12 protein-coding genes are annotated in these 15,324 nt (G+C 40.9%); all 12 read left to right on the top strand.

The annotated features are described in order from the left end of the window. Nucleotides 1-103 precede the first annotated feature (103 nt). The 12 genes from cysC (at nt 104) to EXT47_RS14140 (ending at nt 14,957) form a co-directional block, all read left to right on the top strand. On the top strand, nt 104-703 hold the full coding sequence (gene cysC / locus EXT47_RS14195; protein ID WP_130126887.1) for an adenylyl-sulfate kinase: 600 nt from the start codon (nt 104-106) through the stop codon (nt 701-703). Between the two features lie 121 nt (nt 704-824). Next, nucleotides 825-1,781: a DHHA1 domain-containing protein gene (locus tag EXT47_RS14190; protein ID WP_130126886.1), complete on the top strand. Its 957-nt coding sequence runs from the start codon at nt 825-827 to the stop codon at nt 1,779-1,781. A gap of 111 nt (nt 1,782-1,892) precedes the next feature. After that, nucleotides 1,893-2,690 carry a 3-deoxy-8-phosphooctulonate synthase gene (gene kdsA / locus EXT47_RS14185; RefSeq protein WP_130126885.1) on the top strand — a complete coding sequence of 266 codons (798 nt, stop codon included), beginning with the start codon at nt 1,893-1,895 and terminating at the stop codon, nt 2,688-2,690. Nucleotides 2,691-2,719: 29 nt separating this feature from the next. Then, entirely contained in the window at nt 2,720-3,466 is a 747-nt protein-coding gene (kdsB, locus tag EXT47_RS14180) for a 3-deoxy-manno-octulosonate cytidylyltransferase (RefSeq protein WP_130126884.1), read from the top strand. Further along, nucleotides 3,463-4,395 (top strand): SIS domain-containing protein, encoded by a 933-nt coding sequence (locus EXT47_RS14175; RefSeq protein WP_130126883.1) that lies wholly within the window; start codon nt 3,463-3,465, stop codon nt 4,393-4,395. The genes kdsB and EXT47_RS14175 overlap by 4 nt, the downstream gene beginning before the upstream one ends. Before the next feature lie 128 nt (nt 4,396-4,523). Beyond that, nucleotides 4,524-4,694: a transposase family protein gene (locus tag EXT47_RS14170; RefSeq protein ID WP_165383817.1), complete on the top strand. Its 171-nt coding sequence runs from the start codon at nt 4,524-4,526 to the stop codon at nt 4,692-4,694. Continuing rightward, nucleotides 4,678-5,544, top strand: a complete 867-nt coding sequence (locus EXT47_RS14165; protein WP_130126881.1) for an ISAs1 family transposase — start codon at nt 4,678-4,680, stop codon at nt 5,542-5,544. The genes EXT47_RS14170 and EXT47_RS14165 overlap by 17 nt, the downstream gene beginning before the upstream one ends. Before the next feature lie 247 nt (nt 5,545-5,791). Continuing rightward, complete coding sequence (locus tag EXT47_RS14160; RefSeq protein WP_130126880.1) at nt 5,792-6,613, top strand: glycosyltransferase; 822 nt, start codon at nt 5,792-5,794, stop codon at nt 6,611-6,613. 86 nt (nt 6,614-6,699) lie between these two features. Continuing rightward, on the top strand, nt 6,700-7,782 hold the full coding sequence (wecA, locus tag EXT47_RS14155) for a UDP-N-acetylglucosamine--undecaprenyl-phosphate N-acetylglucosaminephosphotransferase (protein ID WP_130126879.1): 1,083 nt from the start codon (nt 6,700-6,702) through the stop codon (nt 7,780-7,782). Nucleotides 7,783-7,841: 59 nt separating this feature from the next. After that, nucleotides 7,842-9,947 carry a YjbH domain-containing protein gene (locus EXT47_RS14150; protein WP_130126878.1) on the top strand — a complete coding sequence of 702 codons (2,106 nt, stop codon included), beginning with the start codon at nt 7,842-7,844 and terminating at the stop codon, nt 9,945-9,947. Between the two features lie 1,435 nt (nt 9,948-11,382). Next, the gene (locus EXT47_RS14145) at nt 11,383-12,981 is read left to right on the top strand and encodes a hypothetical protein (protein ID WP_130126877.1); all 1,599 of its coding nucleotides are present in this window, start codon (nt 11,383-11,385) and stop codon (nt 12,979-12,981) included. Nucleotides 12,982-13,340: 359 nt separating this feature from the next. After that, a complete protein-coding gene (locus EXT47_RS14140) occupies nt 13,341-14,957 on the top strand; it encodes a hypothetical protein (protein WP_130126876.1) in 1,617 nt (538 codons plus the stop codon). The last annotated feature ends 367 nt before the right edge of the window (nt 14,958-15,324 follow it).

Raw genomic sequence — 15,324 nt, 5'->3', positions numbered from 1 at the left:
TCTGAAATCTGAAATCTGAAATCTGAAATCTGAAATCTGAAATCTGAAATCTGAAATCTGAAATCTGAAATCTGAAATCTGAAATCTGAACCCAAGAGGCAATATGACCGAGAACATTGTATGGCACACTCAAGCAGTTTTGCGTGCTGAAAAAGAACAACATAAAGGGCATAAGCCATTATTACTTTGGTACACTGGGTTAAGTGGTTCAGGTAAGTCGACAATTGCTAATGCAGTTGAGGCAAAGTTATTTGAATTAGGTTGCCATACTTATCTGCTTGATGGCGATAACGTACGCATGGGCTTAAACAAGGGCCTTACTTTTAGCGACGAAGACCGCATGGAGAATATTCGCCGTATTAGCGAAGTTGCCAAGCTGTTCATTGATGCAGGTTTAATTGTATCAACAGCGTTTATTTCACCTTTTAAAGAAGACCGTGCCCGTGCTCGAAGCATTATAAGTCAAGGCGAATTTGTTGAAGTATTTATTGATACGCCATTAGAGGTATGCGAAAGCCGTGACCCTAAAGGTTTATACAAAAAAGCCCGTGCTGGCGAAATACCTAACTTTACAGGTATTAGCTCGGCATTTGATGTACCAGAGCAACCAGAGATTCATGTGAAAACAGCAGAGCAAAGCATTGAGCAAAGCGTTGAGCAAATTATTGGTTATTTACGCGAAACAGGGATTATAGAAATCTAGAGCCAGAAACCTGATACCTGACGTTTAAAATCTGATATCTGTCTTTTGACCTCTAATATCTGTAATCTGACTTCTAATTCCTAGTGTCTAATGCTTTATCTTTTATTACTTTTGAGATTTTATGAATTACGATATTTTTAACGGCGATGCAGATGGCATAATCGCACTTTTACAGTTACAGCTAGCGAACCCAATTGATAGCGTTAAAGTAACCGGTGTGAAACGCGATATTCAATTATTAAAAAAGATTGCCCCCAAAGCAGGCGACAATATTCGAGTACTTGATATATCGATGGAAAAAAACATGGCAGAGCTGCACGATGCATTATGTGTTGGGGCGCGTGTTATGTATGTTGACCATCATAAAACGGGTGATATTCCAAAGCACGTTAACTTATTTACTCATATAAATTTAGATTCAAATATGTGTACTAGCTTGATAGTGAGCGACCTTATCGGTAAGCAGTATCACTTATGGGCCATTACAGCAGCTTATGGTGATAATCTATTTGCTAAAGCTGACAGTGAGGCTGACAAGTTAGGTTTAAAGGAACTAGAAAAGTCACAACTTAAGGCATTTGGTACTTATATTAACTATAACGGCTATGGCAGTGAGGTGGCCGATTTGCACTTTGCCCCTGAGGAGTTGTTTAAGGAGCTACTAAAATATAAGTCTCCTTTTGATGCCATTAACGACCCTGAGTCGGTTTATTACATATTAGAAAAAGCCTACAAAGCAGATATGCAAAATGCGGCATGTGCTAAAGTTTTACATAATTGTGATACTGCAAAGGTTATTTTACTTGATGACGCCCTGTGGGCGCGCCGTGTAAGTGGCGTATTAGGCAACGACCTTGCAAACAAATCACCAGATAAAGTCCATGCAGTACTTACCTGTAATAACAAAGGAAGTTACACAGTAAGTGTAAGAGCACCACTCAATAACAAACAAGGCGCTGTTGATGTATGCAGCCAATTTGCTACTGGAGGTGGCCGTGCAGCAGCTGCTGGTATTAATGAGTTAAATTATAAACAAGTCGATGATTTTTTGGATAAGTTAGTTACTTTCTATCATTGAAGTACGTAGAGTATTTATGAAGATAAGGGCATATTTAGTTACTAGATTTGCAATACCTCTAATAATTAACGCGCTCCAAAGATAAAATCACAATAAAATGTAGGATTAAATATGTTTTTAATTGCAGGCCCATGCGTTATCGAATCAGAAAAGCTGGTTTTTAAAATCGCTGAAAAAATGAAAAGAGTTACTGAAGAGCTCGGTGTTGAATACATCTTTAAAGCGAGCTTTGATAAAGCTAATCGTAGCTCTACTTCGAGTTACCGAGGCCCTGGTGTTGAAGAGGGCTTGCGTATTTTAGCTAAGGTTAAGTCTGACTTAGGGCTTCGCGTATTAACTGATGTACACGAAGATACACCTATTGATGAGGTAGCGAGTGTTGTTGATGTATTACAAACACCTGCATTTTTAGTGCGTCAAACCAACTTTATTCAAAAAGTGGCGCGTGCTGGTAAGCCTGTTAATATTAAAAAGGGTCAATTTCAAGCCCCTTGGGATATGCATCAAGTTGTTAATAAATGCCACGAAGTGGGCAATAAAGACATTTGGTTATGTGACCGTGGTACTTCTTTTGGTTATAACACCTTAATTAGTGACATGCGTGGTTTACCTGTAATGCGTAGCACTGGTTGTAAAGTGGTTTTTGACGCAACTCATTCAGTGCAGCAGCCGGGTGGTCAAGGCGCAACCTCGGGTGGACAAAGAGAAATGGTACCGGTATTAGCACGAGCTGCTGTTGCAGTAGGTATTGATGGCTTGTTCACTGAAACTCACCCAGATCCGAGCGTTGCACTTAGTGATGGCCCAAACATGGTCCCACTAGAGCACATGCATGAAATGTTAGAAACTTTGTTAGAAATTGACGCAGTGACACACAAGCGCCCATTTTTAGAAAGTAAATTAGTTTAATCTTTTTGTAGCTATTTGTGATGGATGAAGTGAAATTTAAAGTAGTAATACCAGCTCGATATGGTTCTTCGCGGTTACCTGCTAAACCGTTATTAGAAATATGTGGTAAACCAGTTTTTTGGCATGTAGTACAAAGGGTGCTTGAGGCTGGTGTCGCTATAGATGACATATTTATTGCTACTGATGACACTCGAATTGAAGAGGCAGCAAAAGCGCTCTCCCTTCCTGTTGTAATGACTAGTGATAAACATGTGAGCGGTACAGATCGGGTTCATGAAGTCGCTCTTAAAATGGCGTGGCCTGAATCAACACTCGTAATGAATGTTCAAGGTGATGAGCCACTTATTCCTGAGAGCTTAATTCGTGAGCTTATTAATTTCACTGAACAAAATAGCCGTTTTGGTGTTACAACAGCGGCAACGCCGATAACAAAGCAAAGTGACTTTAATAACCTAAATGTTGTTAAAGCTATAGTGAGTGAACAAAGAGAAGCTTTATATTTTACTCGTGCGCCAGCCCCAATAAACCGTGATGCACCTGATGATCTTACTGCTGCAAAACGACATGTCGGTGTGTATGTATATAAAGTGTCGGCGCTAAAATCAATTTGTGATATGCCTGAGTCGTATCTAGAAAAGTTTGAAAAGTTAGAACAATTACGAGCGTTAAGTAATGGTCTCTCTATAGGTGTAATGGATTACGTTGGTAATATTCCTCATGGGATCGACACCAAAGAAGATTATTTAGCAGTAAAAATGGAAATGGAAAATTTATGAATACGATAGAAATAGCTAAGAAAGTCATTTGCAATGAAATTGATGCGTTACATGCTATTAGTGCACAGTTAGATGAACAGTTTGATTCTGCAATTAAACTTATATTAGCCACCAAAGGTCGCACAATTATTTGCGGCATGGGTAAATCAGGCATTATAGGAAAAAAAATAGCAGCATCATTTGCTAGCACTGGCACACCAAGCTTTTTTATGCATCCAGGAGAGGCATTTCATGGTGATTTAGGCATGATAACCCCTGATGATGTATTTATTGCTATTTCTAATTCAGGCGAAACAGACGAAGTACTAAAGCTATTACCGTTTTTGAAAGATAACTTAAATAAAATAATCGCTATAACAGGCAACCCTGAATCAACCTTAGCTAAAAATTCGCATTATCATTTAAATATTGCGGTACCAGCTGAAGCCTGTCCATTGCAGTTAGCGCCAACTTCTTCGACTACTGCTGCATTAGTTATGGGGGATGCCTTAACAGTTGGTCTAATGGAATTAAGAGGGTTCCGTCCTGAGAATTTTGCAAGATTTCACCCCGGAGGTAGCTTAGGAAGAAAGTTATTGAGCAAAGTAGCTGATGAAATGTGTAAAGATAACCTTCCGATAGTTACTTCTGAAACACCTCTAAGTGAAGTAATTAATATAATATCAAAAGGTGCTCTTGGTCTGACTCTGGTAATTAATAGTGGTCAGCTCAACGCAATAATCACGGATGGTGATTTGCGTAGGGCTATAGAAAAATTTGGAAAAGGTATTTTTGATTTGACAGCCAATGATATTTCAAGTAACGAGCCCTTTGTAATATCACCAGATGCTTCAATGGAACTTGCCTTTAATATGATGGATAAATATCGCATTAATAACTTGATTGTTTGTAATGGTAATAGAAAAGTCTTAGGGGTTTTGAAAAAGTGACTTTGGCGCATTTGCTATAATATTTATGTGTTTAGGTTTACCTTTGAAATACTCAGGGCAAGATTATGAACTTTACTTTGGCATAAGTTTTTGATCTTATGGTGTTTTTTCAATTAAGCAGTCCAATTATGTCAGTCAACACGTTGTTCGAACGCTTTTCTTTCATTGATGACCCAAGTCAGGAAGGTAAAGTGCAACATCCATTATTCGATATTCTGTTTCTAACAATCAGTGCCGTAATCGCAGGTTGCCAAGGTTGGGAAAAAATTGAAAATTTTGCCCATGACAAACTATCTTGATTACGTAAATTTATCGCACTATCGAACGGTTGTGCCGCGCCACGACATGATTGCGCGGGTTGGAAGCCGCATCGATATGACCCAGTTTCAAACTTGTTGCTCGCAATGGATGCAAAGTTGCAGTGAACTAACAAATGGCATTGTGGTTGCCATTGTTGGGAAAAAGCTAAAAGGTTCATTTAAACGACTTTATAGAAAAGGTGCTATCCACATTGTCAGTGCGTTTGCCTGTGAAAATTGTGTTACGCTAGGTCAATGTAAGACCGACTTGAAGTCTAATGAAATCATGGCTAGTCCAGATTTACTTCAACTACTAGAGCTAAAAGGTTGCTTAGTGACGATTGATACAGTGGGCTGCCAAAAGAAGATTATAAAGCAAATTGTAGAAATAGAAGCGGATTATTTGCTTGCACTCAAAGCCAGCCAGAGCAGCTTATTTGAACAAGTGAAACAGCTCTTGCTGCCAGAAATCACACGCCAGATAGCTAGTGATAACCTATTAAGTGAAATAGATTACCAACGATGTCGAGAAGAATTCAGATCGGCTGTTGTTTGTCATGATATGGCTCAAATTCCCACAAGTTCTAGTTGGCCCAATTTACAAAGTGCTGGCGTGATAGTGTCTTGCCGCAAATTGGATAATCAAAAGCAAGGTGAATTAACATATCGATATTACATTAGCTCAGCAAACATGAGTGCACAAAGGCTAGCTGATGAAGCCACACGAGCACATCGGCATATCGAGAATAGTCTTCATTGGTGTTTGGATGTGGCAATGAATGAAGATGTTGCCGTATACGTCGCGGCGGTGCCGCAGAAGTGTTTGCAGGTGCAGGACATGTTGCATTGAATTTAATAAAGAAATAGAAAACCTTTAACAAAGGTGTACGTGCTAAACATCTAAAGGCAGCTAGAAATGAGTGTTATCTAGAAAAGGTATTGAATAGCAAGTGATTTTTCATGCTCTTGTCCTGCTATTCCTCCTAAGCACAGTATTAAAGTTTTTCTAAGGAGTAATGTAAGTTTTAGCCGAAGTATGAGAATAATACCTATATATTATTCTAAGAAGTTTAAGTCTCATAGCTCGCGGAGGAGATATGTGTAAAGTCGCTGTTATCATGAGTGTCTACTATGCGGATAACTCAAGCTACTTGAAGGAAGCAATAAACAGTATTGTTAATCAATCATATAACGAGGTTGATCTTTTTCTTTATATAGATGGTGCGATATCTGAAGATTTAGTTGAAGTAATAGAGTTTTTCAAATGTAAATTCATTAATAGAATAAAAGTTTATAGAGGTTGTTATAATAAAGGGTTGGCTTTTGGACTAAATCTTTTAATTGATGAAGTGTTAAGTAGAGGCAAATATAAATATGTTGCGAGAATGGATGCAGATGATATTTCCCACTCTGAAAGGATAAGAAAGCAGGTTGAATTTATGCAGGATCATATCCATGTAAGTGTAATTGGTTCTGCTTGTAAGGAGTTTGGTGCTTCGTTTGCTTTAAGCGAGAAGAGATTACCTGACACACATGAAGCCTTAAAAGCCTTTAGTGTAGCTCGGTGTCCTTTTATACATCCAACAGTGATGTTTAGAGTTTCAGTGTTTAAGGATGGATGTAGATATTCTACCGAGACAGCGCTTACAGAAGATATGGCATTATGGTTTGAGTTACTGAAGAAAGGATATAAATTTGCCAACCTAACAGATGTACTTTTAGACTACCGTCTAAATGAGCAAACCATAAAAAGAAGGAGAGGGTTTTATAAGTGTTTGAGTGAAATCAACCTCAGGCTGAAATACATGCGCCTCTTGAATGAGGTTACAGTTAAGAACTTTTTGCTCATTTCGTCTAGAATTCTGTTTCATTTTGCGCCACCTGCGTTGCTAAAGTTCGCGTATCGTAATTTAAGGTGATACAAAATGAAATCTTTTTAGCTAGCTAATACTTCAAGCTGCTATACTCAGTTGTTAGTTTTATATATTCAACACGGATAACGGATATGTTTGTTGAACTCTGTTTTGTAACTTTTTTTTCGTTTACAACGCTTTTTTTAATGAGAAAAGTAGCTAAACGAACTGGTCTAGTCGATGTACCTTGTGAAAGAAAAGTTCATCAAGGCTCTATACCTTTAGCTGGCGGCATCTCTGTCTGTGTTTCAGTTTCTTACTTTCTATTGAGCCGAGCGGATAGCTTTCCAAACCTTACCGTTTTGTCAGTTAGCCTGATCCTGCTAACTACTCTCGGTGCGTTAGATGATAAATATGATCTCAGTGTAAAAGTGAGAATTGCTTTCCAAGCATGTATTGCTGCAGCGATGATATATTTTACTCAGTACCAAATTTTTTCGCTGGGTAACCTATTTGGTTTTGGAGGAATTGAATTAGGAGCAATTGGCACAATTATGACTGTAGTCGCTGTAATTGCAGCAATAAATGCATTTAATATGGTCGATGGTATCGATGGTTTACTTGGTGGACTTTCAATTGTTACTTTCGCTAGTCTTGCTTTATTAGGCTTTGTTTACGGCGATCGTCTTACTACTGCCATTTCTCTTATTTTTGTCTTTGCAATAATACCTTATGTGCTGATGAACTTGGGCTTGCTAGGAAGAGAGCGAAAAGTATTTATGGGTGATGCCGGTAGTATGATGATTGGTTTTGCCGTAGTTTGGTTATTGCTATCTGTTAGTCAAACGGCTGGAACCGCTTCAGAGTCTGTTCGTCCAGTAACAGCTATATGGTTAATTGCTATCCCCCTAATGGACATGACAGCGATCATGATCCGAAGAATCAGGCGGGGAGACTCTCCCTTTAAGCCGGATAGAGAGCACCTTCATCATATCTTCCAAAAGCTAGGTTTTACATCCATCCAAACGCTAGCTGTTATAGTGGCCATATCAGCTATATTGGCGCTAATAGGTATAGGTGGAGAGTTACTCAATATACCCGAGTATGTAATGTTTTATGCTTTTGTTCTGCTCTTTATTGGATATCACCAAGTGCTGAGTAAGATTTCTGCCGTGAGTTTGTTCATCAATAATACTTTTGGCACTCAACTGAATGTGGAAAATGTGAAAGCGTAAAAAAAAGCTGATACTGTAAAGCCAAAGTCTAACATTTATAACAATTTTAAGTAGATAAAATGCGCAATAAAACTTATTACTCTTTGCCTATATTGGCCATGTCTGCTGTTTGTTCAGCAACTGAGCAACCAAATTATATGTCCTATGCAGGCTATACTGGTCTTTTCAATACTCCTAACGCCGAAGTGCTAAAAAAAGGCGTGATTGATATTGGTTACAATAACCAATTAGATCAGAGTGGGCTTAAATATGTCGATGGTCATAACTATATCTTCTCTGCAGGTGTGTTCGATGGTCTTGAAGTAAGTGGGGTTATTGCTACAAACACTATGCATGACAATATGTTTGCAGAGGGTAGAGGCCAGCTCCGAGATCTATCGTTTAACTTAAAATACCAAATCCCCTATATTCCTAAAGAGTGGTTTAATCTTGCTATTGGTGGTAAGGACTTAGGTGGTGCGGCGAATAACTATGAAACCTACTATTTAGCTGGTTCACGCGAATGGAATGACTTTAGGTTTTCAGCTGGTTTTGCAGTAAGCGATCGCGCAACCGGGCAAATGGATGGCGCTTTTGCTGGTATTGAATGGCAGCCATTAGATTGGTTTGCATTGCAGGTTGAGCATGATGCGGATGCAGTAAATGCGGGCTTACGCTTAACTGTACCTAAGGAGTGGATTTACGATGTTGGTACATTAACGTTAACCAGCAAGTTTTACAGTAATACTGAGCTTGCAGAAAAGGATACCTTTTGGGGAATAAACTTTTCTATGCCGCTTTTTGAGCAGGCTAAGTTAAACGACCCTACGGAAGCTGCACCAGCGCCGATTTTAGATAATCATAAAAAGCGTGAGGCTGCATTTGAAGCGCACTATCAACAGCAGCGAGAATTAGCTCAAAAACCGTTAGAAGAAGCTAAGCAAGAAGTAACTGAGCGTGATGAATACAGAAAGTCACTAACACTGCAAACTCGGGAACTTAAAAATGCATTAATCGACGATGGCTTAGAGGCGATTAGTGTGGGCTTTAATCGAGACCCGCATATTGTTGTAAGCTTTGAGAACTATGTATTTAATCGTAATGATATAGACGCTATTGGTCTTGTGCTAGGCCGTATTGCCGAACATATAGATGAGCCTGAGGCTAAATATACGATTCAGTTATTAAACCGTGGTATTCCAATGCTTTCTGTGCGTGGTGATATTGATAATTACCGTGAATTTATCAATACCAGCAGTACGCCAGACATGGATATTCGCCGCGGTGAAATGGATCCGATTGGCAGTGTGTCTTGGGTGGGAATGCCTAAAGCCAACAGTCCTTACTTTAGACCACGCGTAACTATAGGGCCTTCTCTAGATTCACACTTTGCGACAGAGATAGGTGTTTATGACTTTTCACTCGCAATTAAAGCCGATGTGGATGTGCCGATGTGGTATGGCGGTGGTATAAGCGTTAGCGCTGAAACTGAAGTTGCCAAAACAGATGACTACGAAACAGGCAAAGCATTTGGCCGCTTTGCAAAAGACAGTGGTGTTACGCAAGCGACAATCTATCAAACGTTAGATTTACCGTATGGAATTTATAACCAAACACATATTGGTTTCTTTAAAGAGTTTAATGACTATACAGGTATCAAAAACGAAACGACTTGGCTTAGTGAAAATGGTCGTCACCAGCTTAATGCTGAAATTGGTTATTTAGAATATGATGACTATGACTTAGATAGAGACTATCAAACGTTGTCTTATCGTTATAACTGGGTTGAGCAGGATGTGAGTTTTCACGCAACAGCAGGTCGGTTCTTTTATGAAGATAGCGGTGTAAAACTAGAAACTCGCTTTTGGTTTGGCGACAGCTATATTTCAATCTTTGCCCAAGATACGGATGTACAAGTCGCAGGTATTGTGTTTAGTATCCCGCTTACTCCACGTAAAGATATGGCACCAATCCGTTATGGCCAGATAAAAGGGAATGAAGCTTGGCGACATGAAGTGAGTACACGTATTGGTGAGTCACACAATCAATTGGTGATTGGCCGTGGACATTCAGTTAAAACGCCTGTGAATTTGGATAAGACATTCCTTAATCAAGGACGCTTGTCGAGTAGTTATATTTACAGCAATTTGGCAAGATTACGAGAAGCATACCTAACTTACAGATAACAGTAGCTGCGACTTTACGTCACGATGTGCTTGTCGCGGGATAAACCCGCTGCTACGGGAGCTGTGTTTTGATGCTCTGTTGCGGGGCTATGTATTTGTAGCAGCGACTTTACGTCGCGATGCTCTTGTCGCGGAGTAAACCCGCAGCTACGGGAGCGGTGTTTTGATGCACTTGCCGCGGGGATATGTATTCGTAGCAGCGACTTTACGTCGCGATGCTCTGTCGCGGGATAAACCCGCTGCTACGGGAGCTATGTCTTGGAGCTTTTGTCGCGGGGTCATGTATTCGTAGCAGCGACTTTACGTCGCGATGCTCCTGTCGCGGGATAAACCCGCTGCTACGGGAGATGTGTTGCGGTGCTCTGTCGCGGGGGTATGTATTCGTAGCAGCGACTTTACGTCGCGATGCGCTTGTCGCGGGATAAACCCGCAGCTACGGGAGAGATGCACTTGCCATAGGGTCATGTATTCGTAGCAGCGACTTTACGTCGCGATGCTCCTGTCGCGGGATAAACCCGCTGCTACGGGAGTGGTGTTTCGGTGCTTTTGTCGCGATTCTCTTGTCTCGGGATAAACCCGCTGCTACGGGAGAGATGCTTCGATGCATTTGCCGCGGATTATGGATTCGTAGCAGCGACTTTATGTCGCGATTCTCTTGTCGCGGGATAAACCCGCTGCTACGGGAGTGGTGTTTCGATGTTTTTTGTCGCAAGGTTATGTATTTGTAGCAGCGATTTTACGTCGCGATGCTTTTGTCGCGATGCTTTTGTCGCGATGCTCTGTCGCGGGATAAACCCGCTGCTACGGGAGTGGTGTTTCGGTGCTTTTGTCGCGGGGTTATGTATCTGTAGCAGCGACTTTACGTCGCGATGCCTTTGTCGCGGGATGAACCCGCAGCTACGGGAGATGTGTTGCGGTGCTTTTGTCGCGGGGTTATGTATCTGTAGCAGCGACTTTACGTCGCGATGCCTTTGTCGCGGGATAAACCCGCTGCTACGGGAGTGGTGTTTCGGTGCACTTATAAACCCGCAGCTACTAAAATCTGCGGGAATCACATCGCCATCTCATTCAAACTATTAAATTTATATACCTTGTTAATAATTAAGCACTATATTGCAACTTTTTGCTATAAATTTGACTTCATTCATTGTCTATTTAGTGTTCTAAAGGTATCCTACTTTCAACTTATTACAGGCGGTTGGAACTACCGCTTTTCTGTGATAAATTAAGGCAGCTAACTCCGACTATATGGTTGTTTTTCCGCTAGATTGGTAGAATAACTGAGTTGGCTTTAGTCAGGGAGCGACTTAGTTCCTGTCTGTCTTATTAAATGATTTAAAACTTAAGCTTATATTGCTCTTTCGCAATATGGCTTTTTTTATGAGTTAACGCGTCAAATCGGCGTAAGTTAACAGAAGGAAAACAAGGACTAATCATGATTGCAAATAAAAAATCTCTTCTTGCGCTCTCTGTAGCGTCTGCGCTAACGCTTTCTGGCTGTTTTAGCGATGATGACAACAACGTAACTATCACGCCTCCACCAGAGCCTACTGATCCAGTAATCGTTGCACCTGAGACTCCAGATGCACTAGCACTAGTTGTAAACGGTAACGTTGTTAATGCTGACTTCGACGCGATCAAAGCGCAAGTAACTTTGCTTGAAAACGGTGAACTAAGTGCAAACACTGTTGACGTAAATGGCACTGCAGTAAACGTGATTGACGCAACTGAAGGTGACTTTACTTTCACACTGAAAGAAGGCGCTTCTGTTGATTCAATTACTGTTAACGTAACAGCTGAAGGTTATGTATCTAAGAGCTTTATTGTTGATTTAACACTTGCTGAAGGCGAGTCAGTAGTTCCTGCACAACTAGAGCTTGTTTCTAAGAATGCGGAAGGCCTAGCTGATAAAGTGGTAGAAGCTTCTGTAACTGATGCGACGACTGCTGAAGTAATCACAGCAAAAGCTGAATCTGGTAAAGCAGGTGCTGACGTAGCGGTTCCAGCAAATACTCAGCTACTTGATGCAAACAACAACCCAGTGTCAGGTTCTACAATTTCACTAAATGTTACTGCTGCTGATAGCACATCAGCAAGTGCGGGTGCGATTCTTCCTGAAGGTCTTAACGCAGCAGGTGCTGCTGAAGTTAAAACTCCAGTTGCTGTAACTAACATCGTAATGACTGACGATGCTGGTAACAAAATCAAGAAGTTTAGCAAGCCTATAGAAGTAACAATGGCAATTCCAGCTACAACTACACTAAGTAGCGGTGAAGTTGTTAAAACAGGTGATGAACTAACGCTAACTTCTCACAACGAAGATACAGGTGTTTGGTCTACTGAGACAAACAAAGTAACTATTGGTGCATTAAATGAAGTAAACGGCACATACGCTGGTTCATTCATGACTGACCACCTTACATTCTTCTCTGCGGTAGATACATTCGATGCATGTCAATCAGACATCAATGTAACTTTCACTGGTGATGCAATCCCTGCTAACGGTTTAACTGTTAAGATGGAATCTAGCGACTATAAAGCTTCTGTACAAGCAAAAGCAGGTTCTACATCACAAACTGTTATTTCTGCAAACAAGGCATCACAAAAAGGTATTGCTGCTGATGCAACAGCACGTGTAACTGTTAAAGACAAAAACGGTAATACATGGTTCGATAGCGAAACTGAAGTATCAGTTTGTGGTAACGTAAACGTTGCGCTAGCTAACCCTGTTACACTTGTTGCTGAGTCATTCGCAGTAACTGCTGTTTGTGAAAACGACAACACAGTAACTACACCACTAACAGGTGCTGTAGTTAAATACCGTTTAGAAAACAAAGGCTTTGAATCAGCTGCTGGTACAGGCGGTACATACGAGCTAACAGACCTAGTAGAAGCTTCTTCATATGAAGTACGCGTTGTACCACGTGGTGCTAAGTTTGCGGGCCTAGGAGCTCAAAACTTTACTATCACTGCTGATGGTACTGATGAGTCAGCTGAAATCACAGTAGCATGTGACGAAGTAACTGGTTCTTAATAACCATAGACTAAGGTGTAGCCCTCAATAAGGCGCACTTTGATCGAGATAGAAAGCCGCTTAAATGCGGCTTTTTTGTGTCTGTTTCTTATTTAGTAGTGTCTATTAAAAGGCGTTGTTGTGCGACTTTGTATTTAAAATATGTCAGTAGTTGTTACGGCAACCTAAGGCTATGAAGTAAAAGCATTTATTATCTTGGCAGCTCTCGCCAATCACGAACGAACTCGCAAACCTGAGTGTAAAAATATTTTAATTACTAGCTGGACAATCTTTGAACTTTCTCTATATTTAAGTTTCGATGTAATAAAACGCGCGTTAGTGCCGCTTGGCACTTTCAAAAAAGGGAACAAGGACCAATCATGATTTCGAACAAAAAATCTTTACTCGCTTTATCTGTAGCTTCAGCTTTAGCACTTTCGGGCTGTTTTAGCGATGACGATAACAATGTGGTGATCACTCCGCCACCTGAGCCAACAGATCCGGTAGTTGTTGCACCAGAAACGCCTGCAGCTTTAGCATTTGCTGTAAGTGGTAACGTAGTTGATGTTGATACTGTTGATATCGTTGCGCCGGCGACAATTACCTTTTTTGAAGATGGAGAACCAACCTCAAATTTGGTTAATGTCAATGGCGACGCAATTACTCAGATCACAACAGAAGATGGTAGCTACACCTTTACTGTAAAAGAAGGTGCGAATGTTGGCATTGTAACTGCTGTAGTCGCTGCTGATGGTTATTTTTCAAAAAGCTTTGACATCGACTTAAGTAATGAAGATTCGGCAGCAACGCTAGAAGCTGAATTGGCACTTGTGTCAAAAGGCGGTGACGAAGTTGTTGAAGCAAGTGTTTCTGAAAGTGTGACTAACGCAACAACAGCTTCTCCTGTTACAGCTGCGGCTGCAAAAGGTAAAGCAGGTTCTGATGTAACGGTTCCTGCAGGCGTGCAACTAAGAGATGCAAGTGGTAATGCCGTTACAGGTACTTCTGTATCATTAACAGTTGGCTCTGCGGATCCTACGTCTAGCAAGATTTCAGCTGTTTTGCCAGCTGGGTTGAGTGCTGGTAGTACAACTAGCATTAAAAAGCCAGTTGGTGTAAGTAACATCGTTATGCAAGATAACAATGGAACTAAGATCAAACAATTTAGCCAAGAGATCGATGTTTCTGTTTCACTTCCTGTCGCAACCTTAGCACCATCTGGTGATAGAACAATTCAAACGGGAGACCAGTTTGATGTTTCTTCAAATAACGAAGATACTGGTAAATGGCAGGCAGAAACGAATAAAGCAACTGTTGGTGCGTTGAATGCTGAAGGCACGGCTTACAAAGCATCTTTTAAAACCGATCACCTTACGTTTTTTACACTGTCTCGCTCAGTTCCAATTTGTACGCAAGGCATTACTGTTAATGTGACTGGCGATACTGTGCCGAGTTCAGGTCTATATGTGAGTATGACCTCTGCTGATGCGAGCGTATCAAGTTATTTACGTGGTGGCAGTACATCAAAAACAGTTGTTTCAGCTAGCACTTCAGCGCGTTATGGTATTAGCTCAACAGCAACAGCACGTGTAGTTATCCGTGATGCTGCAGGTAACGTGTGGGGGAATGCTTCATCAACAAATGCTGAAGTTCAGGTATGTAATGGCCCAGTTTCGATCACGCTAGCAAATCCAATTCAAACCACTGTTAATGAAAATGTAACTGTTAGAGCTGTGTGTTCTAACGATACAACGGTAACAGAAGTTATCCCAGGTGCGATTGTTAAGTATAGATCAAGTACGACTAAGCCATTCCGCACAGCAGCGAACAATGGTGACGGTACTTTTGCACTATCAGCATTAAACGGTGATGTCGCGTCATATGCCGTTAGTGTAGACCCTCGAATTTCTGCACCGTTTACAACGTCTATTACGCCAGATGGAACAGATGAAACTATCGATGTTTCAGTAGCTTGTGACACTGTAACGGGTAGTTAAGTACAGAATGATTAGTCCAATCAGTTAAGCCGCGGAGACGCGGCTTTTTTCTTGCCTAAATCTTATATATTTTTATTCATAAAATCATACTCCCAGAATTAACCTTTCTTTCGTAGCAGCGACTTTATATCGCGACTCTTTTCATGACTTTATGTCGCGACTCTTTTTATGAGTTTATGTCAGGATTTTTCTATGAGTCTATGCCACGGTTTTTTAACTGTGAAGACCCTGTTGTTATTGGCTTTGTGTCGCGGGATAAACCCGCTGCTACGAGTTTGACGTAGCAGCGACTTTATGTCGCGACTCTTTTCATGTCTTTATGTCGCGACTCTTTTCATGTCTTTATGTCGCGACTCTTTTCATGTCT

Source organism: Pseudoalteromonas sp. CO342X, assembly GCF_004208915.1.
GTDB lineage: Bacteria > Pseudomonadota > Gammaproteobacteria > Enterobacterales > Alteromonadaceae > Pseudoalteromonas > Pseudoalteromonas maricaloris.
The sequence above is the reverse complement of the archived record's forward strand: the minus strand, read 5'-3'. Positions and strand labels throughout refer to the sequence as shown.